The organism is Bradyrhizobium sp. USDA 4486 (assembly GCF_054057995.1).
In genome coordinates this window covers 2461151-2485048 of record NZ_JBSRZV010000001.1, presented here as the reverse complement: position 1 = coordinate 2485048, position 23898 = coordinate 2461151, and the positions used below count along the sequence as shown (strand labels likewise).

Sequence of the window (23898 nt, the reverse complement as noted above, 5' to 3'; positions counted from 1 at the left end):
CGCGTTGCGCCGTTAGATCTTGAAATAATAGGGCTGGTCGAGATCCTCGATCAGCCCTTTTTCTTTGGGCTCCCAGCCGAGCGTCGCGCGGGTCTTCGCGCTGGAGGTCGGAACGTCGACGCCGGCGAACCGCGCGAACCAGCCGAAATGCGCTTCCGCTTCCTCCGGCGCCTTCGAGACCACGGGCACGCCGAGCCTCTTGCCGATCACCTCCGCGATCACCTTGAACGGCACGCCTTCCTCGGCGATCGCATGATAGCGGCCGCCAGATGCGCCGTGCTCCAGCGCGAGCCGGTAGACACGCGCAGCGTCGAAGCGGTGCGCGGCCGGCCAGCGGTTGCTGCCATCGCCGATATAGGCGGCAGTGCCTTTCTCGCGCGCGATCGCGATCAGGCGCGGCACGAAACCGTGGTCGCCCTCGCCATGGGTGGTGGGCGGCAGCCGCACGATGCCGGCACGCACGCCGCGTTCGGCGAGCTCTTCGGCGGTGGCCTCCGACACGCGCGGGAAGTGGCGCGCCGCTGCATCGTCCTCGGTCGCAAGGCGTCCGGGCGCGAGCAGCGCCACGCCCGAGGTGACGATGAGTGGGCGGTTGGAGCCTTTCAGCTCCTCGCCGAGCGCGAGGATGGCGCGGCGGTCGAGCTCGCAATTCTCAGTGAACTTCGAGAAGTCGTGGTTGAAGGCGAGGTGAAGCACGCCGTCGGAAGCAGCTGCGCCGCGGCGCAAGGACGCATGGTCCTCCAGCGAGCCGCGATGGACCTCGGCGCCCATCGCGGTGACGGCGGCTGCGCCTGCATCTGTCCGGGCGAGGCCGGTGACGCGGTGGCCGGCGGCGATCAGGTCGCGAACGACGGCGGAGCCGACAAAGCCGGTGGCGCCGGTGACGAAAACACGCATGAGGTATCTCCAGGGATCAATCGAGCCGTTGGTGGAGACGACCATCTGCGCTAGGCTTATCCAGGTAAAGTAGTGACATTATCAGGGTATAATGGCTAACAGGATGAGCGAGAGCGCCAGCGAGAACCTGCTCGGGACCTACTTGAAGGACCGCCGTATCAGGCTCGACGCAGCCGCCTTCGGCTTTTCCGGCAGCCGCAGGCGCACGCCGGGGCTCAGGCGCGAGGAGGTGGCGCAACGGGCCAATATCAGCCCGACCTGGTACACTTGGCTGGAGCAGGGCCGGGGCGGTGCGCCGTCAGCCGATGTTCTCGACCGGATCGCCCGCGCGCTGATGCTGACCGACGTCGAGCGCGAGCATCTGTTCCTGCTCGGCCTCGGCCGTCCGCCCGAGGTGCGCTATCAGGCGACAGATGGCGTTTTTAGGTTGTTGTTGAGCATGATCTTTTCGGAAAACCGCTTCGCACTTTTCCGGATCATGCTTTAGAACCGCTCCGGCCGGTACGGTGTCGGGTCGATCGCCGGCATCTCGCCGCTCATGATCTCCGCGAGCAGGCGTCCGGTCGCGGGTCCGAGCGTAAAGCCCTGGTGGCCGTGGCCAAAATTCATCCAGAGGCCGGGATGGCGGGGAGCCTGCCCAAGCACCGGGAGCATGTCGGGCGTGCAGGGCCGCGTCCCGAACCACGGATCGGGCTCGACGCGCCGGCCGAGATCGATCAGCTCGCGCGCGGAGGCCTCGGCGCTGGCGAGCTGCACCGGCGTTGCCAGCGCATCCATGCCGGTCAATTCCGCGCCGGTGGTGATGCGGATGCCCTTGGCCATCGGCCCCATGGCATAGCCGCCGGCCTTGTCGACGAGCGGCAAATCGAGCGACGCGCCGCCGGCATAGTGCATGTGGTAGCCGCGCTTGCGCACCAGCGGAATGCGATAGCCGAACTTGTAGAGCAGATCGGGCGACCATGGTCCGAGCGTCACGACGGCGTGGGGGGCGTCGATGGGTCCCTTGTCGGTGTTGACCGACCAGCCGGTTGCGGTCTGCTGCAGGCTCTGGGCATCGCCGAGCACGATGCTGCCGCCGAGGCGCTCGAGCAGCTCGGCATAGGCGGTGACCAGCGCGCCGGGATCGGACACGGTCCAGGTGTCGAGCCAATGGATCGCGCCGGGGAGGTCGTCGCGCAGGATCGGTTCGGCCTTGGCGAGCTCGGCGCCGGAGAGCGCGCGGAACCTCACGCCGAACTCGCGCTCGTCGTCTTCCGCGGCCTTGACGGCTTGGTCGAACGAGGCCGCGTCGCGATGCAGATGCCGGTATCCGGCGCGGCGGATCAGATTGTCGGCGTGCGCTTCGCGAATGAGAATGTCGTGCTCGCTTGTCGCGTAGGCGATCAGCCGCGCCCAGGCCTCGATCGCCTCGCGGTGCCGCTTCGGCGCCGAATGCCACCAGTAGCGGAGCAGGGGTTCGATATGGAGATGAAGCGAGGACAGGCTGTAGCGCACGTCGTTGGTGCGGCCGGTCGCGATCTTGAGCAGCGAGGAAAGGTCGCGCGGCATCGGATAGGGCCGCACCGCTTCGGCCTGGATCATCCCGGCATTGCCGTAGCTGGTCTCGCGGCCCGGCTCCCTACGGTCCACGAGCGTGACGGCCCAGCCGCGCTGGCGCAGGTGCAGCGCCGCGCTCACGCCGATCATGCCGCCGCCGAGAACGATCGCACTTTGCATCAGCACTGACCTCGCCAAATCAAAAACCGCCCGGTTTGGCCGGGCGGTTTCGTCTGGATGTTCCTGTTACTCGCCGCCGCCGAAGCGGCGAGACCACCAGCCGGCGCGACGCGGCGCGGCCGGAGTCTCGATCGTCGTTTCCGGCGCGGGTTCAGGGGCCGGCGCGGGCGGAGCAACCGGCTCGCTCGCCTGCGCAACCGGCGCTGCGGGCTCGCTCGGGCTGCTCGTCAGGAAGCTCACCTTTTCCCGGACCGTGGAGCGGCGTCGCGCGGCCTTGTCGTCGGCGGGCTCTTCGGCCGCTGCAGTGGGAGCGGGCTCCGGCTGGGCCGGCGCCTCGGTCGGCACCTCAGCGCGCGGCGCAGGCTGCGGCTCGGCGACATGCTCGGCCTGTGCAATCGAGGGCGCAGCTTCGTTGCCGAGACCGTCGAAATCGGCGACTGCGTTGCTCGCTTCCGGCGGCGCATTGCCCGCGAGCTCGTCGCCGATGGAGCCGGCGAGACCTTCCTCGCCACCGCCACGCCGACGGCGTCCGCCGCGGCGACCACGCCGGCGCCGGCGCTCGCCGCTACCTTGCTGCTCGCCACGAGCGGCCTGCTCCTCGCCTTCCTCGACATCCTGCTCGGATTCGGCGTCGTCCTCGCCTTCGCCGGCGGCCACGGCCGCCTCGGGAAGGGTAGGCGGGCTGTCCTCGCGCAGCTCGCCATCGCGCTGCCCACCGCGGCCGCGGCGGCGACGGCGGCGTCTGCGGCGCTGGCCGTCCTGCTCGGGCCCGGCTTCGCCGACAGCCTGCTGCTCCTCGGAAAGACCCTCAGTCTCCTCGCTCTCGACCTCGGATTCCAGCTCCGGATCGAACTCCTCGTCGTCATAGGCGTCTTCAGCCAGCGGCGGCGGGCTCGCGGCAGCCTGCGCTGCGAGCAGCGCCTTGGCGGCTTCGAGCGTATGCACCTGCTCGCCGCGGTCGATGACGTATGCCTGCGGGCCGCTGACGCTCTGGTCGGCAATGACAGACAGCGTGACCTTGAAGCTGTTCTCGAGGTCGCGCAGATGGCCGCGCTTGTGGTTCAGCACATAGAGCGCGACGTCGGTGCGGGTGCGGACCACGAGATTGTGGGTCGCGCCCTTCATCAGGATCTCTTCGAGGCCGCGCAAGAGCTGCAGCGCCACCGAGGACACCGAGCGGACGTGGCCGGTGCCGCCGCAATGCGGACACGGATCGGTCGAGGATTCCAGCACGCTGGCTCGGATGCGCTGGCGCGACATTTCCAACAGGCCGAAATGCGAGATGCGGCCGACCTGGATGCGGGCGCGATCCTGCCTCAGGCAATCGGACAGCTTGCGCTCGACCGCACGGTTGTTGCGCTTCTCGTCCATGTCGATGAAGTCGATGACGATCAGGCCGGCGAGGTCGCGCAGGCGGAGCTGGCGGGCGACCTCTTCGGCCGCTTCCAGATTGGTCTTGAGCGCGGTGTCCTCGATGTGGTGCTCGCGCGTCGAACGTCCCGAGTTGACGTCGATCGAGACCAGCGCCTCGGTCTGGTTAATCACGACATAGCCGCCGGAGCGCAGCTGCACGGTCGGCGAGAACATCGCGTCCAATTGGCTTTCGACGCCCATGCGCGAGAACAGTGGCTGGCCGTCGCGATACTGCTTCACCGCGCTGACGTTGGCCGGCATCAGCATCTTCATGAAATCGCGCGCTTCGCGGTAGCCGGCTTCGCCGGCGACCTGGATCTCGTCGATCTCCTTGTTATAGAGGTCGCGCAGCGAGCGCTTGATCAGCGAGCCTTCCTCGTAGACGAGGGTCGGGGCCTGCGACTTCAGCGTCAGGTCGCGCACCGTCTCCCACATCCGGATCAGATATTCGAAATCGCGCTTGATCTCCGGCTTGGTTCGGGAGGCGCCTGCGGTGCGCAGAATGATGCCCATGCCCTCGGGCACGTCGAGATCCTGCACCACCTCCTTCAGGCGCGAGCGGTCCTGTGCGCTCGTGATCTTGCGGCTGATGCCGCCGCCACGGGCGGTGTTCGGCATCAGCACGGCATAGCGGCCGGCGAGCGAGAGATAGGTCGTGAGCGCCGCGCCCTTGTTGCCGCGCTCTTCCTTGACCACCTGCACCAGCATCACCTGGCGGCGCTTGATGACTTCCTGGATCTTGTACTGGCGGCGGGGCCGGAAGGTGCGCTCCGGCACTTCCTCCAGAACGTCGTCACCGCCGACGGATTCGACGACTTCCTCTTCGGCTTCCTCGCCGTCCTCGTCCTCGTCGTCTTCACCAGCGGTGTCCGCGGCCTCGGCATGCGGCGCCTCGGTGACATCGCCAGATGCGTAGACGGCATCGGCCGGTTCAGTGGCGGCGGTTACGGCTTCGGCCAGAGCCTCGGCATGTGCTTCGGAGGTGTGAGCTTCGAAGGTCTGGGCTTCCTGCGGCCCGGGAGCAGTCTCGGCTGGGACCACGGGCTCGGCGCCGATCGCTGCGACAGGCGCGGGCGTCTCGGCATGATCATGGTCGTGATGATCGTGCTCATCGTCACGATGGTGATCGTCATGATCCTGCGCGTGATCGTCATCATGGGCATGATGGTGGTCGTCGTGCCCATGCGCTTCATGGTCATGATCGTGGTGATCATGTTCGCCATGCTCGTGGTCGTGATGTTCGTGGCTGTCATGCTCGCCGTCATGCTCCGCATCAGCGAGCAGGTGCTCGCCCTCGTGCGAGGCGGCCTCGGTGTGCAGGATCTCGCCCTCGACCGGCCGGGCCACGGGATCGGCGCCGGCCTCGAGGCCTTCGACGATGTCGCTGCGGACGCGCTCGCCGTGGCCGCGGCGGCGGGCATTACGGTGGCGCGAGCGGCGGCGGCTGTGGGAGCGGTTCTCGCTCTCTTCCTCGGCTTCGCGATGGGCCTGTTCCTCGGCCTCGATCAGCGCCTGCCGGTCGGCGACCGGGATCTGGTAGTAGTCGGGATGGATTTCGCTGAAGGCGAGGAAGCCGTGGCGGTTGCCGCCATATTCGACGAAGGCAGCCTGAAGCGAAGGTTCGACCCTTGTGACCTTGGCGAGGTAGATATTCCCGCGCAGTTGCTTGCGTTGCGCGGTCTCGAAATCAAACTCTTCGACGCGATTGCCGCGGACCACGACGACCCGGGTCTCTTCCGGGTGGGTGGCATCGATCAACATCTTGTTGGGCATGTCTTAACTCTTGGCGGCGGCGGGCGCGCTCGACCGTGGGCGCGAATTGCGCTGCCGGGTGACGCGACGGTCCACCTGATTCGGGGGTGAGGGGAAGGCCGAAACGCCGTCTCTCGCGCCTTGCCGAACCGGAAGCTTCAGGACCGAGGCGGCGCGCGGGATTGTCACTCCGCAGCGTCGCGAATGGTCCTTCAGAATTCGTCGGCACAGTCTGGCGCATCAAGCGTCGGCCCGTATGAAGCATTGGGCGGCGAGGCCGCCCCTCAATCAGTTGCTGCAGGCCAGGCATGGCGCGAGCGCGCTCGCCTTGGGGATCACGAACCGCTCCCTTGGGATTAAGGGACCGGGTAAATGGTCACGCCGCTGTCAGAACCGTCCCGGACACGCTGAGGTAACCAGGGACCGTCCACCATCGGGGCTTGCTCCGCTCCACCTCGCTGCCGCGCACCGCGCTGGTCTTAGAGGGGAACGGAAAACGCTGGATTCCCAAATCTTGGGAGCTCCGGCGCTGCACCGGGAGGCTGAATGCGACACAACCGAAAATATCGGCCGTCAGCATTCCGTACATACGTGGAATGGGCCAACCGTGCAAGGGAGCGTCGCACGCCGGTCACAGTCGGCGAGTTTCGCATTTCTGTCATTAAGGACCGATTAACCCTGTGGTTCTATTGCGTTAAAAGGGCTGCTCGGAGGCACGGAATCGGTGGCGAGCCGCACAAATCAAAGGCTTTTGCTGGGGAGCGCGCTGCTGTGCACTGCACTATTGGCGTGCGCTGATTCCTGGCGGCTGAGCGCGGCGGAAAGCCAGCCGCAACCTGCTGCGGCGGTGGCGAATTTTCCTATCGCCTCGGCCGCGCGCCTCGCCGGCGATGCCAGGCAGACCCGCTTCGTCCTTGACCTCAATCAGACCGTCACCTTCCGCACGGTGACCCTGGCCGACCCGTACCGGGTCGTGGTCGACGTACCGCAGCTCAATTTTCAGCTGCCCGCCGGCACCGGGATTGCGGGGCGGGGGCTGGTCAAGGCCTTCCGTTACGGCCTCGTCATGCCCGGCGGCTCGCGAATCGTGTTCGACCTGACGGGACCCGCCAAGATCGCCAATTCCTACGTGCTGGAGGCGGCCAATGGCCAGCCGGCGCGGCTCGTTCTCGAGCTGGAGGAGGTCGATCGCACCGCTTTCGTGCCCACGATTCCTCCGCAGACCCGCCCGGACCTGCGGCCCGCAGTCGCCGACGCGCCGCCCGCCACGGTTCCGGCCGCCTCGGCGCCTGAAGCGACGCAGCAGAAGGCCGATAGCCGTCCGGTGGTCGTGATCGATCCCGGCCACGGCGGCATCGATAACGGCACCCAGTCGAGCGGCGAGAGCGAGAAGAACCTGGTGCTGGCCTTCGGCCTGGCGCTCCGCGACAGGCTCGAGAAGGCCGGCAAATATCGTGTGGTGATGACGCGGGACGACGACACCTTCATTCCGCTCAATGATCGGACCAAGATCGCCCGCAATCTGAAGGCGGCCCTGTTCGTCTCGATCCACGCCGACGCGCTGCCCAAGGCCGAGGGTGACGCGCAGGGCGCCACCATCTATACGCTGTCCGACAAGGCCTCCGACGCCGAGGCGCAGCGGCTGGCGGATGCGGAAAACCGGGCAGATGCCATCGCGGGGTTCAATCTGGCTGAGGAGCCGACTGACGTCGCCGACATCCTGATCGACCTCACCCAGCGAGAAACCCGTACGTTTTCAAACCGTTTCGCTCGCCTGTTGATGGCTGAAATGAAGTCGAGCGTGCGGATGCACAAGCATCCCCTGAAATCAGCCGGTTTCCGGGTCCTGAAGGCGCCTGACGTTCCGTCCGTCCTGGTCGAGATCGGCTACGTCTCCAACAAGGGCGACCTCGAGCACCTCGTATCGGAGGGCTGGCGGTCAAAGGCCGTGGCCTCGATGGCGCAGGCCATTGACGGGTTCCTGGCCAAGCGGATGGCCACCGCCGGCTCCTCGAATTAAAAGGGTTTTTCCGTCCCGCCGCAAAGGCCCTAGTTTGGCCACAGCGGACGCTTTATAAAAAATGCCGCAGGGGGTTCCGGAATCGGAGAGAATCCCGCTCGACAAGCGTCTTTAGGCCCAGCTTGATGTGATTGCGTAGGCCGTTGAATTCGCGACGTGAGGTTGGCGCCAGTTTTGGGTGCCGAGGGGCTGACTGGGCTGATCCAGACTTTTGAACGGATAAACACATAATGCGCTTGCTTGTGCGGTTCATGGGCTTCCTGTTCGCCGCGGGAACGGTGGTGTTCCTTGTCGGTGTCGGAGCCGTGGCAGGCCTGATCTGGCATTTCTCCAAGGACTTGCCCGACTACTCCCAGCTTCAGGACTACGAGCCGCCGGTGATGACGCGTGTGCACGCGGTCGACGGCTCGCTGCTCGGCGAATATGCCAAGGAGCGGCGTCTTTATTTGCCGATCCAGGCGGTGCCGAAGCTCGTGATCAACGCCTTCCTGGCGGCTGAGGACAAGAATTTCTACGAGCATGGCGGCATCGATTACACCGGCATGGCGCGCGCCGGATTGCTTTATCTGCAGAACTACGGCTCCAACCGCCGTCCGCAGGGTGCGTCCACGATCACTCAGCAGGTTGCCAAGAACTTCCTGCTGACCAACGAGGTCTCCTTCGCCCGCAAGATCAAGGAAGCCTTGCTGGCGATGCGTATCGAGAAGACCTATTCGAAGGACAAGATCCTCGAGCTGTACCTGAACGAGATCTATCTCGGCCTCGGCGCCTACGGCATCGCGGCCGCTTCGCTGGTCTATTTCGACAAGTCGGTGAACGAGCTGACGGTGGCGGAAGCCTCCTATCTTGCGGCGCTGCCGAAGATGCCGGCAACGCTGCATCCTGTGCGTAACCGCGACCGCGCCATCGAGCGCCGCAACTACGTGATCGATCGTCTCCTGGAGAACGGCTGGATCAAGCAGGCCGACGCCGACAAGGCGCGCAAGGAGCCGCTGGCCGTCACCAACCGCTCCAACGGCGCCCACACCTTCGCCGGCGAATATTTCGCCGAGGAAGTCCGCCGCGACATCTTCGAGCGTTACGGCGAGAAGAAACTGTATGAGGGCGGCCTCTCGGTCCGCACCACGCTCGATCCCAAGATTCAGGTCATGGCGCGCAAGACCATGGTCGCCGGCCTCGTGAACTACGACGAGCAGCAGGGCTATCGCGGCGCCATGAGCAAGCTCGACATCTCCGGCGATTGGGGCGTGAAGCTCGCCGAGATCAAGTCGCTGTCGGACATCTCGCCGTGGCGCATGGCGGTGGTGCTGGAGACAAGCGACCAGTCGGCGCGCATCGGCTTCCAGCCGAGCCGCGAACTCGGCGGCGCCGTCAGCAAGCAACGCGAGACCGGCCTCGTCACCCTCGACGGTGTGCGCTGGGCGAGAGCGGCCCAGGGCAATGCCAAGGGCAAGACACCGACATCAGTGGCGCAGGTGCTGGCGCCCGGCGACGTGATCTATGCCGATCCGCTCTACACCAAGGAAGGCCAGCCGGTCGAAGGCCAGTACCGCCTGCGCCAGATCCCAGAGGTGTCCGGCGCGATGGTGGTGATGGATCCCTGGACCGGCCGCGTGCTCGCGATGGTTGGCGGCTTCTCGTTCGACCAGAGCCAGTTCAACCGCGCCACACAGGCTTACCGGCAGCCGGGTTCGTCGTTCAAGCCGATCGTCTATTCGGCCGCGCTCGACAACGGCTACACGCCGTCGACCGTCGTGCTCGACGCGCCCATCGAGATCGATCAGGGCCAGGGTGCCGGCGTGTGGCGGCCGGAAAACTTCTCCTCGGGCAAGTTCCAGGGACCGGTGACGCTGCGCAACGCGCTGCGGCAGTCGCTCAACACGGTGACGGTGCGCCTTGCGCAGGATATCGGCATGCCCCTGATCGGCGAATATGCCCGCCGCTTCGGTGTCTATGACGAGCTGCCGAACTATCTCTCCTACGCGCTCGGCGCCGGTGAGACGACGGCAATGCGCATGGTGACCGCCTATTCGATGCTTGCCAATGGCGGCCGCCGCGTGAAGCCGACCCTGATCGACCGTATCCAGGATCGCTATGGCCACACCATCTTCAAGCACGACCAGCGCGAATGCCGCGGCTGCGACGCACCTGGCGGCTGGAAGAACCAGCCCGAGCCGCAGCTGATCGATCGCCGCGAGCAGGTGCTGGACTCCATGACCGCCTATCAGATCACCGAGCTGATGGAAGGCGTGGTGCAGGCCGGTACCGCGACCGTGGTCAAGGAGGTCGGCAAGCCCATCGCCGGCAAGACCGGCACCACCAACGAGGCCAAGGACGCCTGGTTCGTCGGCTTCTCGCCCGACGTCGCGGTCGCGATCTATATGGGCTACGACAAGCCGCGCGCGCTCGGTAAGGGCAACGCTGCGACCGGCGGTCATCTGGCTGCGCCGATCGCACGCGATTTCCTCAAGCTCGCGCTCGCCGACAAGCCCGCCGTTCCGTTCAAGGTGCCGGCCGGCATCAAGCTGGTGCGCGTCGTCGCCAAGACCGGCATGCGTGCCGGTCCCGGCGAGACCGGCGGAACCATCCTCGAAGCCTTCAAGCCCGGCACGGCGCCGCCGGATAATTATTCCGTCATCGGTGTGGCCGACGCCGACGCGCGCGGCGGCATGCCGGCCTCGCAGCAGCAACAGCCGGATTCGGGCTTCCTCATGCGGCCGGGCACCGGCGGGCTGTGGTAGCGGATAACACCTGATGCGGGCGAGGGGGCGGTTGCGCTTTGGCCCCGCCGCCGTTACATCCCCGGCGGGCGCGATGTTCATCGCGCTACGGATTTTGTTTTGCGCATGATCTTGCCGGGAAACCGCTCACACTTTCCCGGATCATGTGCGCCACGCGGACCAATTCCGCGAGACCAGAGAACGACATGCGCGCCGAAATCGAACGGTTGGTAGAAGAGATCAAGCAGTCAGTCGGGCTGCTGAGGAGGCATCTTTGACGTCGAGAAATCGACGGCCCGCCTCGCTGAGCTGAACAAGCTCGCAGAAGATCCCAACCTCTGGAACGATCCCCAGAAAGCCCAGAAGCTGATGCAGGAGCGCACCTCGCTTGAGGACGCGCTCTCCGGCATTGGCAAGGTCGAGCAGGAACTCGAAGACGATATCGGCATGATCGAGGGGCTCGGCGAGGCCGAGGGCGATGACGGCGTGGTGGCCGAGGCCGAAGCTGCGCTCAAGAACCTCAAGAAGGAGGTCGCGCGGCGCGAGCTCGAGGCGCTGCTCTCGGGCGAGGCCGACCGCTTCGATTCCTATCTCGAGGTCCATGCCGGCGCCGGCGGCACCGAGAGCCAGGACTGGGCGCAGATGCTGCTGCGCATGTACACGCGCTGGGCCGAGACCCACGGCTTCAAGGTCGAGGTGCTCGAAGAATCCGAGGGCGAAGAGGCTGGCATCAAGTCCGCGACCATCCAGGTCTCCGGTCACAACGCCTATGGCTGGCTGAAGACGGAAGCTGGCGTGCATCGCCTCGTGCGCATCTCGCCGTTCGATTCCAACGCGCGGCGGCACACCTCGTTTTCGAGCGTGCAGGTGTTTCCCGTCATCGACGACAGCATCAAGATCGACATCAAGGAGTCCGACGTCCGCATCGACACCATGCGCTCGGGCGGCGCCGGGGGCCAGCACGTCAACAAGACCGAATCCGCGGTGCGCCTGACGCATATTCCGACCGGCGTCGCGGTGGTCTGCCAGGCCGGCCGCTCCCAGCACAAGAACCGCGCGCAGGCGTGGGACATGCTGCGCGCGCGCCTTTATGAAATCGAGCTGAAGAAGCGCGAGGAGAAGGCAGCTGCCGACCAGGCCGCCAAGACCGATATCGGTTGGGGCCACCAGATTCGCTCCTATGTGCTGCAGCCCTACCAGATGGTGAAGGATCTGCGTACGGGCGTGCAGACCTCCGACACATCAGGGGTGCTCGGCGGCGATCTCGACGAGTTCATGGCCGCCACCTTGGCGCAGCGCGCCTTCGGCACCACAGCGGGCGACGTCGAGGACGTGGACTAGCGATGATGCGCGTAGCCTTCATCGGGCTTGGGCGGATGGGCCACGGCATGGCCGGCCGCTATCTCGATGCCGGCTTCACGGTGACGCTGTGGAATCGCAGCAAGGCAAAGGCCGAAGATTTGATCGCCCGCGGCGCGCTGTGGGCGACCTCGCCCGAGGATGCCGCGATCGATGCCGACGCGGTCGTGACCATGGTTGCCGACGACGAGGCCTCGCGCACGGTCTGGCTCGGGCCCGAGGGCGCGGCCAAGACGGCCAAGGCCGGCACCATCGCGATCGAATGCTCCACCGTCTCTTATGACCATGCCCGCGAGATGGGCCGTGAGCTCAACGCGCGCGGGCTGATCTATATCGATTGCCCCGTGACGGGCTTGCCGGATGCGGCAGCGGCCGGGAAGCTGACGCTGCTGGTCGGCGCCAATGCAGCCGATCTCGAACGCGCGCGCCCGTTCCTCGAACCGATCGGCTCGACCATCCGCCATTTCGGCGCGGTCGGCTCCGGCACCGTCTACAAGCTCATCAACAATCTCATGGGCGCGATCCAGATCGCAGGGCTCGCCGAGGGTCTCGCGATCGCCGAGCAGGCCGGGCTCGACATGAACCTCGTGCTGGAGTCGATCCAGGCGGGCGTTGCCGCGAGCCCGCAGGTGCAGCGGCATTCGAAGCGCATGGTCGCACGCGATTTCAGCGGCGCGACGTTTACGGCAGCGCTGCGGCACAAGGATGCCGCCTATGCGGTGAGGCTCGCCGAGAGCCTCCTGGCCTGCGAGCCGCTTGTCGCGCGCGCCGCGGTCGAGGCCTACGCGCAGGCGAAAGCGGCGATGCCGGATGACGATGAAGGCAAGATGATCGAGCTGGTGTCGCGGCCGAAGAAGCCGTCTTAGGTGGACGCATCGACATGGGGCAGCCCTGATGAGGACGCGGTCTCGGCGGTAGCGGCGGCTGCGCTCTCGAATTTCATCGGCAGCCTCGTCAGCCTGCCGCTCGCCCACGACATCGCCCATGTCGGCAGCCACGGCCTCGCGATCCTCGCGATGTGATCGGGGCGGTGGTCGCCGACATCGCAGGCGATGCCCGAACACGACGGTCCTCATCACGTTCTCGGAAATCGGGTGGCAAAGTTGGCTGTGACGTCCTAGGCGGCAGGCTTGGCCGCAGAGGCGATACGCATGTCCCCAAACGACCACCGGATCGATGCGCGAGACTGGTCGCTGCTCGCGGTGCTCTCGGTCCTCTGGGGCGGCTCGTTCTTCTTCAATGGTGCGGCGCTGCGGGAATTGCCGCCGCTGACGCTCGTGTTCTTGCGCGTCGCGCTCGGCGCCGCCATTCTGCTCCCGTTGCTCCGGATGCAGGGCATCAGTCTTCCAAAGGGTATCGGAGGCTGGAGGCCGTTCGTCGAGATCGGACTGCTCAACAATGTCATTCCGTTCTCGCTGATCGTGATCGGCCAGACCTTTGTTCCAAGCGGGCTGGCATCTATCCTGAATGCGACCACGCCGCTGTTCACGGTGATGGTGATGGCCACGGCCGGCGAGGAGGCCCTGCAGGTGCGGCGGCTCGCCGGAGTGACCCTGGGCATCGTCGGCGTGGTCATCCTGCGTGGATGGGGCATCGAGACGCGGCCGGGGCAGGGGCTCGGCATCCTGCTTTGCCTCGGCGGCGCGTTCAGCTATGGCCTTGCGGCCCTGGCGGCGCGGCGGCTGCCGAAGGACACAGCTCCACTTGGCACGGCGACCTTTCAGCTGATGGCGTCCACGGTGATGATGGCGATCGTCGCCAGCGCGGCGGAGCAGCCGTGGCGGCTTCCGATGCCAGGTCTTGCGACCTGGCTCGCGGTGCTTGGTCTTGCCGGGCCGTCGACAGCGCTCGCCTACATCGTCTTCTTTCAGATCCTGCGGCGCTCGGGTGCGACCAACGTCATGCTGGTGACGCTGCTCATTCCCGTCACTGGCATCCTGCTGGGTTGGCTGGTGCTGGCCGAGCCGATCTCCGCGCAAGAGATCGCGGGTGCGATCGTCATCGGCAGCGCGCTCTTGGTGATTGACGGACGCATGCTCGGCTTGCTGCGTCGCATCGCTTAAGTTCCGACGCGGCGTTTCATCCCGCGGAAAATCGCGGCGCTTGCCAGTTGCGGGCGTGCTTGCGACAGTGCCTGCAAAACAAGACTACAAAACATAGGGGAGAGACCAATGCCGGGTCGTCGCAAGAATCTCGCTGCCCTCGTCCTGCTTGTCGCCGGAGCGCTCGCCGCGACACCGGCCTTGGCGCAGAAGAAATACGATCCCGGCGCCTCCGACACCGAAATCAAGATCGGCAACATCATGCCCTATAGCGGGCCGGCGTCGTCCTATGGCGTGATCGGCAAGACCGAGGCCGCGTTCTTCAAGATGATCAACGACCAGGGCGGCATCAACGGGCGCAAGATCAACTTCATCAGCTATGACGACGCCTATTCGCCGCCGAAGGCGATCGAGCAGGCGCGCAAGCTGGTCGAGAGCGACGAGGTCCTCCTGATCTTCCAGGCGCTCGGCACGCCCTCGAACTCCGCGATCATGAAATACATGAACGCGAAGAAGGTGCCGCAGCTCTTCGTTGCCTCCGGCGGCACCAAGTTCGGAGACCCCAAGAATTTCCCCTGGACCATGGGCTTTCAGCCCAACTACCAGAGTGAGGGCCGGATTTACGCAAAATACATTCGCGATCGTTTTCCGAACAGCAAGATCGCGGTGTTCTGGCAAAACGACGACGCCGGCAAGGACCAGTTCAAGGGCCTGAAGGACGGCCTCGGCGACAAGGCCAACATGATCATCGCCGACAAATCCTATGAGGTGAGCGATCCTTCGATCGACTCGCAGATCGTGGCCTTGCACGATTCCGGCGCCGACATCTTCTTCTCATGGGCCGCACCGAAAGGTTCGGCGCAGGCGATCCGCAAGGTCGGCGAGCTCGGCTGGAAGCCGAAATTCTTCCTCGCCAACACCGCGACATCCATCGCCTCGGTGCTCAAGCCTGCCGGGCTCGAATATTCCAAGGACATCATCTCGACCGCGTATCTGAAGGATCCGACCGACCCGACCTGGGACAAGGATCCGGCGGTGATCGCGTGGCGTGCGTTCATGGACAAGTACTATCCCGAAGGTGACAAGACCAATGCCAACAACCTCTATGGCTATGTGCAGGCCGAAGCGATGGCGCAGGTCCTGAAGCAGTGCGGCGACAATCTCACGCGCGAGAACGTCATGAAGCAGGCCGCGAACCTGAAGGATTTCCACACCGACCTGATGCTCCCGGGCATCATGGTCAACACCTCGCCGGACGATTATTTCCCGATCGAGCAGATGCAGCTGATGCGCTTCAACGGGCAGGCCTGGGAGCTGTTCGGCGAGGTCATCACCGGCGAGGTCGGCCACGAGCGCAGCCAGTAGTGACGGCCCGGTAGCGTTCAGTCTTTGCCTGCAGCACCATGCTGAGCAGGAAAACCGCTGCGCGCTTTGCGCTCGCGCGGCCCTTCCGGGCCGGATTTAGCCCGCGCTGAGGCGCACGCCGGCGCGCAGGAATTTCTGCGGATCGACCGCTTCGCCGTCGATGCGGGTTTCGTAGTGCAGATGTGGACCAGTGGATCGGCCGGTCGAGCCGACGAGACCGACGACCTGGCCGATCTTGACGATCTCGCCGACCTTGACGCTGATCTCCGAGAGATGGCCGTAGCGGGTCGAAAGCCCGTTGCCGTGGTCGACCTCGACCATGCGGCCGTAGCCGCCTGACCAGCCGGCCGAGACCACCTTGCCATAGGCGGTGGCGCGAACGGGATCGCCTGTCGCGGCGCGGAAGTCGAGCCCGGTATGCATCGCGGGCCGGCCGAGGAAAGGGTCGCTGCGCACGCCGAAGCCGGAGGTGAACTCGACCTCGCCGATGACGGGCTTGCGATAGGGCACCAGCGCCAGCGTGCGATTGAGCCGGTCCATCTCGGCGCGGGTGACGTTGATGCGGTTGAGCTGCTTCTCGAACGGCCCGGCATTCGCTGAGAGTTTGACCGGCACGAACGGGCCGCCCATGGCGCTGCGCGGCACGGCGGCTTCGAGATTGGCGAGGTTCAAGCCGAGATCGCTGACCACGCCGCGCATCCGGCGCATCCGCGAATCCATGCCTTCCTCGACGGCGCTGAGCGCCGCCATCTGCCGACGCTCGACCTGGTCGAGAGAGCTCGTGAGCCGGACCAGGACGTTGTCAAAACCCTGGTTCTTGGCAAACTGGCTGGTCGGCGGAGCTGCCGCAGTCGGTGCGCGCGACTCGAGCCGCGCCTCGCGATCAGGCGGCGCTACGAAGATCACGGTATCGCTGATCGGTGACGGCTTGGGCGTGCCCTGCATCGTGCTCTGACCGGCATCGCCGCGCTGCGGGGCCGAGCGCGGGATCGATCCGGTCACGTCGGGCATGGCGCCGAGCGCCGTCGCCCGAGACTCCAGCGCCGTCTGGCGCTTCATGATCTGGTCGAGCTTCTGTTCGAACTGTTCCTGGTCGAGCAATTGCCGGCTGGTGGTGCGGTCGACCTTGGCACGCAGCTCGGCGATGCGGTCCTCATAGGCGTATTGCATCTCGGCCTGGCGGGCGATCAGCCGCGTCAGGACGTCGTCGCGAAAGGCAAAATAGGTGGCCGTGGCCGCCGACCACAGCCCGAGCAGCACGACGGTCCCGACCACGATCCAGAACACGACGGGGCCAAGGCGAACTTGCTTGCCGTGATGGACAATGGTGTAGGCGTCATCGGCTTCGGGGAGGGGAATCGCAGCAGTCGCTGCGACAGCGACGGGACGCCGGTGAAAAGCCCGTCCGTGATCGTGAGGATGATGTTGGGGGTACTGCGAGTATTGGGCAGAACTTTTCGACATCGGCACTCCCGCGCCGGTCGGATGGGTTCCTTGCGGCTCAATTGCCGCAGCAATCTGGGCTGGTCATGGTTAATTTTCCGGAAACGGAACCATTAGAACTTAACGGGCTGGTTAAAGACTTCTTGCTGCTTCGAGCACCTGCTCGGCGTGGCCGTCGACCCGGACGTTGCGCCAGATCCTGGCGATCTTGCCGTCGCTCCCGATCAAAATCGTGGTCCGAAGAATCCCGGCGAAGCTCTTGCCGTACATGGATTTTTCGCCCCAGGCTCCGTACGCTTCCAGCATCTCGTGTTTCTCATCCGAGATGAGAGGAACGCCGAGCTTGTGCTTATCGCGGAACTTCTCCTGCGCCTTTAACGGATCGGCGGAGATACCGAGCACGGCGGTGCCAGACTTGGCGAAGTCCTCGGCAAGCCGCGTGAAGTCGATCGCCTCCCTGGTGCAGCCGGGCGTGTCGGCGCGGGGATAGAAGAACAGGACGAGCTTACGGCCGGCATAGTCGGACAGCGTGACGACATCGCCGCCGTCGCGGGGCAGGCGGAACGCGGGGGCCTTCTCGCCCTCAGTCAGAGCGGCCTTCGCGGCTGCGCCCGATCTGGAGGAATTTAACTGTTTCGATGCGGCCCCATGTGATGCTGTCTTTGCTATGCTCGCGGGTGATTTGCTGGCCGGTGCCCGCCGGGTTTGGGCGCGCTTTGTTTGACTAGATGCCCGCGTTTTCAGGGTTCTCTTTTTAGCGGTCGGACTGCCGGAGGGCGTTTTGGACGATTTCTTTCGGGATTTCTTGGACATACGCCTTCCTTTCGACGCTTTCCGCGGGTCAACCAAAGCGGTATTGCAGCTCTCGTCCGGCACGCCGGATTCTCGCCCTTGGCTGGGCAAGTCTGACGGCGCCGGAATATGGTTACAAGGATTTCCACGCACCACCCCACTGCTCGTTGAACGCGCTCCCGGGGCGAAATGACGAACAGCAGGAATATTCGAGGTATGGCGGCAATGCCGGGGCGGGGTGCTTCGATCCCTGTCGACGGCTGCGGTCCGGGCGGCGCTCAATCCCATGATGGGCGCCTGTATCGAGAGACAATGGCAAGGAATACGTCGCCCCAGGATCACAATCGGGATTTCGATCGGCGCGGCGGCTATCAGGGGCCGCCGGAGTGGGACGAGGCCGACTGGGATCGGGATCAGGAGGAGGAGGCGGGCCATCGCGCGCGCCGCCTGCTCTCGCGCTCCAGTTCGCGCTTTCGCATCGGTGACAGCTTCTCGTCGTTTCGACGGGCGCTGCCGAGCGGACGCTGGTATCGCCGGATCGCCATCGTCGTAGGCACCCTGGTCGTCATTTTCGTCGGCTGTTTCGGCGCGCTGTGGTGGCGGCTTGGCGCCGGTCCGATCAATCTCGACATCGCAACGCCCTGGTTGGCCGCGGCGATCGAGGACAATATCGGTCACGGCAATACGGTTGAAGTCGGCGGCACCCAGATCGAGCGGGCCGGCCGGGTCCGTATCGCCGTGCGCATCCGCGACATCGTCGTCCGCGACCACGATCATGCCATCGTCGCCACCGCGCCGAAGGCGGAGGTGAAGCTGTCGGGCGCCGGCCTCCTGATGGGCCATTTGCGCGCCGAGAGCCTCAATCTCGTCGACGCCGAGCTCGCGATCCGCATCGCGCCGGACGGCACCGTCACCGTCTCTGCCGGCGACACCGCCAAACCGCTTGCAACCGGTGTTGCGTCCAAGAAGGACGCGGGCCTGCCGCCGACGTTCCCGCGCAATGGCGTCCCGCCGCCGCCGTTTGCGACCGCGCCTGCGACCCCGGATGCCTCGCAAGCCGCCCCTCAGGCAACCGCGCAGAGCGGCATCCTTCAAGGCCTCGACTGGCTCGACAGCCTGAGCATGACCGGTCTCGATGGCCAGAACCTCAACGAGATCGGCCTGAAGAACGGCAATCTGATCGTCGACGATCAGCAGCGCGGCAGCAAATGGACCTTTGAGAACATCACGCTCAGCCTGCGCCGGCCGAGCCGTGGCGGCGTCACGCTCAACCTTGGCGAGGAGGGCGCGCGTCCGTGGATGCTGCGGGCCACGATCGGTCCCGCCGAGAACGGCGTGCGCTCGGTCGACATCAAGGCCGACAAAGTCTCCACCTCCAACATCCTGCTGGCGTTGCGGGTCAAGGACCTCACTTACACTGCCGACCTGCCGCTGACAGGCGAGCTCAAGGGCGAGCTTGGCCGTGACGGTGTGCCGACCTTCTTCCGCGGCAAGATCGCGGTCGGCGCCGGCGACATCATCGACACCGATACGCCGGATTACCCGATGGCGATCGACCAGGCCGAGATCAACATCGAATGGGATGCCAATCGGCGGGTGCTGGTCGCGCCGTTCAAGATCCTCTCGGGCGCGAACCGTCTGACGCTGCTGGCCCATCTCGAGCCGCCGAACGGCACCGTCAATGACTGGCAGCTTGGCTTCAGCGGCGGGTCGATCCTGCTCGGCGGCATCGACAACGAGCCGCCATTGGTCTTCAACCGCATCGCGATCGGCTTTCGCTTCGACACCGACCACAAGCGCATCGTGCTGACGCAGGCCGACATCAGCAATGGCGAGATCGGGGTCGCCGGTACCGGCGCCATCGATTATTCCGGCGAGCCGCGCCTGACGCTGGGCTTTGCCGGCACGCCGATGTCGGCCTCCGCGCTCAAGCGGATGTGGCCGACGCTCGTCGTGCCCGAGCTGCGCGAATGGGTGATCGAGCGGATCGAGCGCGGCACGCTGCAGCGCATCGAGATCGGCATCAATTCGCCGACGAGGAACCTGCCGCGCAAGGGCCCGCCGATTCCCGACGACGGCCTTTCCGTCAACATCGTGGCGAGCGGCGTCGCGGTCCGGCCCGTGGATGGCATGCCCGTCGTGCACGATGCCGATCTGAAGGCGCGCGTCACCGGCCGCACCGCGACGGTGAACATCGGCCAGGGCATTGCCGACACGCCTGCAGGCCGCAAGGTGACGATCTCCGATTTCGTCTTCGAGGTGCCCGACATGGCGCCCAAGCCGTCGCCCTCGCGCACCAGGTTCCGCGTCGAGGGTCCGGTGCCGGCGGCAGCCGAAATGCTCGCCAATGATCGCCTCAGCGATCTGTCCGCGACGGTCGTCGATCCCAACACCAGCAAAGGGACGTTCACGGCGAACATTCAGCTCGGCTTGCCGGTCAAGGGCGAGCTGACCAAGGCCGATACCGTCTATGCCGTCACCGCCGATCTCAACGGCTTCTCAGCCGACAAGCTGGTGATGAACCAGAAGCTGGAGGCCAACAACCTCAAGATCACCGCCAACAATCAGGGCTATCAGGTCAAGGGCGACGTCAAGATCAACGGGCAGGCGGCCTCGCTCGACTACCGCAAGCCGGCCGAGGGCGATGCGGATGTACGGTTGCAGGCGACGCTGGACGATGCGAGCCGGGCGCGTTTCGGCTTCGATCTGAGCCCCGCCGTGAGCGGCTCGCTGCCGATCAAGCTGTCGGGCAAGATCGCCGGCGGTCCCGACCAGACCACCAAGCTCGGCATCGAAGCAGACCTGACCGCGGTCAGGCTCGACAACATCCTGCCCGGTTGGGTCAAGCCGCCGGGCAAGTCGGGCAGGGCCAGCTTCAAGGTGGTGCCGACGGCGCAGTCGACCCGTTTCGAGGACATCGTCATCGAGGGCGCCGGCGCTTCGATCAAGGGCTCGCTCGAGGTCGATCCGAACGGCGACCTCATGAATGCGAACTTCCCGACCTATTCGCCGTCCGACGGCGACAAGGCGTCGTTGAAGGTCGAGCGCAGCCAGGACGGCGTGGTCAAGGGTACGATGCGGGGCGACGTCTTCGACGGCCGCGGCTTCCTGAAATCGGCGATCTCGGGCAATTCCAAGGATGATTCCAAGAACAAGCTGAAGAACGTCGATTTCGACATCGACCTGAAACTTGGTGCCGTCATGGGTTTCAACGGCGAGGCGATGCGCAGCGTCGATGCCAAGATGTCGAAGCGCAGCGGGGCCATCAAGGCATTCACGCTGAGCGGCAAGATCGGCAACGACTCGCCGGTCGCGGCCGACCTGCGCGGCGGCCGGGCCCAGGGCAATCGCGAGGTGATCTACCTCCAGACCAACAATGCCGGCGCGCTGCTGCGCTTCACCGACACCTATACCAAGGCCCTCGGCGGCCAGATGGTGGTGGCGATGGAGCCGCCGACGGCGGAGCCGAACACCTCGCGCGAGGGCCTCATCAACGTGCGCGACTTCACGGTGAAGGGCGAGGCGCAGCTCGAGCGCGTCGCCGCCGGCGCGCCCAACGGCACCGGCAACGGCGTCTCCTTCAGTGCGCTCCGCGCCGAATTCACCCGGCAGAACGGCTCGCTTACCATCCGCGACGGCGTGGTGAAGGGCCCGATGATCGGCGCCACCATCGAAGGCTCGATCGACTATCCCGGCAACCAGGTGTGCATGAGCGGTACCTTCGTGCCGATGTACGGATTGAACAACATGTTCGGGCAGATTCCAGTCCTCGGCTTGTTCCTGGGCGGCGGCAATAACGAGGGACTGATCGGCGTGACCTACGAGGTTGTCGGCACGCCGGCCGCGCCCGTCATGCGCGTCAATCCGATCTCCGCGATCTTTCCCGGCGTGACCCGGAAGATCATGGAGTTCAACACCGGCAAGCAGAACTCGCCGTTCGAGGAATTCCCGTCGCAATCGAACGACGGCTCGACCGGCTCGAGCCGCCAGCTCTCAAACGGTTGCAGCCTCGCGCGGCGGTAGCGGCGAAGCGACTGCGTTGGAGCGCAGAGTTTCCTCAGCGTCATGGCCGGGACAGGTCCCCGCCATCCACATAAAGTTCTTACCAATCATGAATGTAGGCATGCGACGGCGCCGCGCGACACGGCATCTGCAGCCCTCTGCGCAAGTGTGCAACCATGTGTCGCCGTGCACCCGTATCTTTTGCGTGCACGTCATTCCCCAACTTTGGTGCTGATTGGGTTTAGCCGGAGCGACAATGAATCGATTCGTTCATCGCCTCATCATGTCCGTGCTGCTGGTCGCGGCCCTCGTACTGATCTGGAACGTGCTGGGCTCGCGGTAGGCGGCACCGGCGAAGCTGCCGGTGCCGTCGTTTACTTGCGCCGCAACTGCGCGTGCATCAGCGCCGCGCGAATTTGTCGCCGATCGGGCCGTTATTTCTTGCCCATCGCCGCATCGGCGCTGACCGGACCGCCGCCGGCCGACGAGAGATAGAGGCAGGCGAAGCAGAACAGGATCGCCGCGGTGCCGCCATTGAGCAGCGGCAGGAACACCGGCGTCTCGCCCTTGAACATGTGACCAATGAAGTAAGCGAAGGCCATCTCACCCGAGAGGATGAAAGCGCTGAGGCGGGTGAACAGGCCGATCATCAGCAGCGCGCCGAGTACGAGTTCGAGCGTACCGGCTGCATAGATCAGCGGCGGGATGTTCGCGAAGTAGGGAAGCACCGGAAACTTGAACAGCTTGGCGACGCCGTACTGGAACAGCAGCAGCCCGGTGATGAAGCGAAACAGGCTCAAGAGAACCGGTTGAAAGCGAACGAGATAGGGAAAGTCCATTGGTTTGTGCCCTCCATCCAATGCGCGACTTGGACCGCATTCAGTTCCAGCCTGCAAGCCGCTCGAGCCCAATTTGCGCTGACATTTTTGTCATGTCGGACAAAACACCACAGGTCGTGCTTTCAGCCAGGCGCGGCCCGCATTTTTTGCGCTTATTCCGTATCGCATCTGTCCGTAATTTTCCGGTGACGCGAATGCGCGCAGGTTACCCCTGTGAAACCTAGCGCCGCAAGGCGGGCACGATCAGGAACGGGATCATGCCGAGCACGACGCTCGCAAGTGCGAAAGCGAGCAGCGCATTGTAGCCGTGCGTCGCATCGTGGATCAGGCCGCCGCTCCAGGAGCCGAACGCCGAGCCGAGCCCGCTGCCGATCGAGATCGTACCGTAGATGGTGCCGACGCGCTTGCCCTGAAAGATCCGCATCGCGGTCGCGCTGATCAGCGGGCCGCGCGAGCCCATCATGCTGCCGAAGCAGATGACGAAGCCGCTCAGCAGCAGGATGTTCGGCGCATACTGCAACAGCCAGAGCAGCACGATGCCGAGGATCGAAATGGCGTAGCTCAGCAGCACCGACGGCCGGCGTCCGATCAGGCCATCGAGCGCGGACACGCCGAGCATTCCGAACACCAGCACGACGCCCGAAAATCCCCAGGCGGTCGCGGCCTGCAGCGGCGGGAAGCCGGCGTCGATCAGATAGGCCACGATTTGCGCGGCGATCGCATACATGCCGACGGCGGTGAAGAAGAAGGTCGAGAACAGCGCCCAGAAGGCGTGGTGACGCATGGCGCCGAGCAGCGTCCAGCCATTGTCGACAAAGTCCGGATCGGTCTTCTTCACCACATATGGCGAGCCCGCGGCGAACAGCCGCCACGGCAGCAGCAGGAGCGGCACCAGCAGGGCCAAGGCTGCGAATCCGAACAGCTGGTAGGTGTCGCGCCAGCCGATATGGTCGATCAGCAGTTGCGAGGCCGGCAGCAACGCCAGCACACCGCCGCCCATCGCCGAATACACTACCGACATCGCGGTCGGCAGGCGCGGCCCGAACCAGCGGCCGAGCAGGATCGAGTTCGGCACGATGCCGATGAAGGCGACGCCGATGCCGACGCAGAGGCCGATCGAGAGCTGGAACTGCCACAGATGCTGCGCGTGTGCCGCGATCAGGAACGCCACGCCGAGCAGCAGCAGGCCGAGCGCATAGACGATGCGCGGTCCGGAATGGTCGAACAGGCGTCCGACGAAGGGAGCGGTAAGGCCGCTTGCCAGCCAGGTGAGGGAGTAGACCGACACGATCTGCGCGCGGTCCCAGCCGAAGCTTTCGGAGATCGGCTTCAGGAACACGGTAAAGCTGTCGCCGAGGCCGCGGCCGAGAACCGCGAGCGTGAAGCAGAGCGCGAGCACGGTGAGTGCGGTGCGAACGGCGCCCTGCGCCGTCGCCGCGACGTTCTCCTTGCTCGTTTCCGCCGTCGTTTTCTTGGGCGTGTTCTGGTCCATTGCCCGTCAGGGAGCGCGCTTCGGCGCGCCCTGACAAGCATCAAAA

Annotated in this window: 15 protein-coding genes and 1 pseudogene; 9 read left to right on the top strand and 7 right to left on the bottom strand. The window is 65.3% G+C overall.

Annotation, left to right across the window (positions count from 1 at the left end):
• Positions 1-12: 12 nt before the first annotated feature.
• A complete protein-coding gene (locus ACVWY3_RS12190) occupies positions 13-897 on the bottom strand; it encodes an SDR family oxidoreductase (RefSeq protein ID WP_456838660.1) in 885 nt (294 codons plus the stop codon).
• Between the two features lie 103 nt (positions 898-1000).
• Between ACVWY3_RS12190 and ACVWY3_RS12185 the strand changes: the two are divergent.
• Positions 1001-1318 (top strand): annotated as a pseudogene (locus ACVWY3_RS12185) (helix-turn-helix domain-containing protein); the annotation flags it as partial.
• Between the two features lie 62 nt (positions 1319-1380).
• On the opposite strand, the gene ACVWY3_RS12180 reads toward ACVWY3_RS12185, so the two are convergent.
• Entirely contained in the window at positions 1381-2613 is a 1233-nt protein-coding gene (locus ACVWY3_RS12180) for an NAD(P)/FAD-dependent oxidoreductase (protein WP_456838659.1), read from the bottom strand.
• A gap of 66 nt (positions 2614-2679) precedes the next feature.
• Entirely contained in the window at positions 2680-5799 is a 3120-nt protein-coding gene (locus ACVWY3_RS12175) for an Rne/Rng family ribonuclease (RefSeq protein ID WP_456838658.1), read from the bottom strand.
• 703 nt (positions 5800-6502) lie between these two features.
• Here ACVWY3_RS12175 and ACVWY3_RS12170 point away from each other — a divergent pair.
• From ACVWY3_RS12170 to ACVWY3_RS12140, 7 genes are all read left to right on the top strand, one after another.
• On the top strand, positions 6503-7798 hold the full coding sequence (locus ACVWY3_RS12170) for an N-acetylmuramoyl-L-alanine amidase (protein WP_456838657.1): 1296 nt from the start codon (positions 6503-6505) through the stop codon (positions 7796-7798).
• Positions 7799-8028: 230 nt separating this feature from the next.
• On the top strand, positions 8029-10539 hold the full coding sequence (locus ACVWY3_RS12165; RefSeq protein ID WP_456838656.1) for a penicillin-binding protein 1A: 2511 nt from the start codon (positions 8029-8031) through the stop codon (positions 10537-10539).
• A 185-nt stretch (positions 10540-10724) separates the two neighbouring features.
• Positions 10725-11859 (top strand): peptide chain release factor 2 gene (gene prfB, locus ACVWY3_RS12160; RefSeq protein ID WP_456838655.1). Its coding sequence is split into 2 segments (ribosomal slippage): positions 10725-10793 and positions 10795-11859, totalling 1134 coding nucleotides; the frame shifts between segments, so codons are not numbered across the junction.
• A complete protein-coding gene (locus tag ACVWY3_RS12155; RefSeq protein WP_456843343.1) occupies positions 11760-12743 on the top strand; it encodes an NAD(P)-dependent oxidoreductase in 984 nt (327 codons plus the stop codon). Before prfB ends, ACVWY3_RS12155 begins: the two co-directional genes overlap by 100 nt.
• A complete protein-coding gene (locus ACVWY3_RS12150; protein WP_456838654.1) occupies positions 12744-12899 on the top strand; it encodes a hypothetical protein in 156 nt (51 codons plus the stop codon).
• 129 nt (positions 12900-13028) lie between these two features.
• A complete protein-coding gene (locus ACVWY3_RS12145; protein ID WP_456838653.1) occupies positions 13029-13940 on the top strand; it encodes a DMT family transporter in 912 nt (303 codons plus the stop codon).
• Positions 13941-14048: 108 nt separating this feature from the next.
• Entirely contained in the window at positions 14049-15284 is a 1236-nt protein-coding gene (locus ACVWY3_RS12140) for an ABC transporter substrate-binding protein (RefSeq protein ID WP_456838652.1), read from the top strand.
• Between the two features lie 96 nt (positions 15285-15380).
• Here ACVWY3_RS12140 and ACVWY3_RS12135 read toward each other — a convergent pair whose 3' ends face one another.
• On the bottom strand, positions 15381-16748 hold the full coding sequence (locus tag ACVWY3_RS12135) for a peptidoglycan DD-metalloendopeptidase family protein (protein ID WP_456838651.1): 1368 nt from the start codon (positions 16746-16748) through the stop codon (positions 15381-15383).
• 111 nt (positions 16749-16859) lie between these two features.
• Positions 16860-17540: a peroxiredoxin gene (locus ACVWY3_RS12130; protein WP_456838650.1), complete on the bottom strand. Its 681-nt coding sequence runs from the start codon at positions 17538-17540 to the stop codon at positions 16860-16862.
• Between the two features lie 204 nt (positions 17541-17744).
• Between ACVWY3_RS12130 and ACVWY3_RS12125 the strand changes: the two genes are divergently transcribed.
• On the top strand, positions 17745-21542 hold the full coding sequence (locus ACVWY3_RS12125) for a YhdP family protein (RefSeq protein WP_456843342.1): 3798 nt from the start codon (positions 17745-17747) through the stop codon (positions 21540-21542).
• 413 nt (positions 21543-21955) lie between these two features.
• Here ACVWY3_RS12125 and ACVWY3_RS12120 read toward each other — a convergent pair whose 3' ends face one another.
• Entirely contained in the window at positions 21956-22360 is a 405-nt protein-coding gene (locus ACVWY3_RS12120) for a DoxX family protein (RefSeq protein ID WP_456838649.1), read from the bottom strand.
• A gap of 220 nt (positions 22361-22580) precedes the next feature.
• Positions 22581-23852 (bottom strand): MFS transporter, encoded by a 1272-nt coding sequence (locus ACVWY3_RS12115; protein WP_456838648.1) that lies wholly within the window; start codon positions 23850-23852, stop codon positions 22581-22583.
• Positions 23853-23898 lie beyond the last annotated feature (46 nt).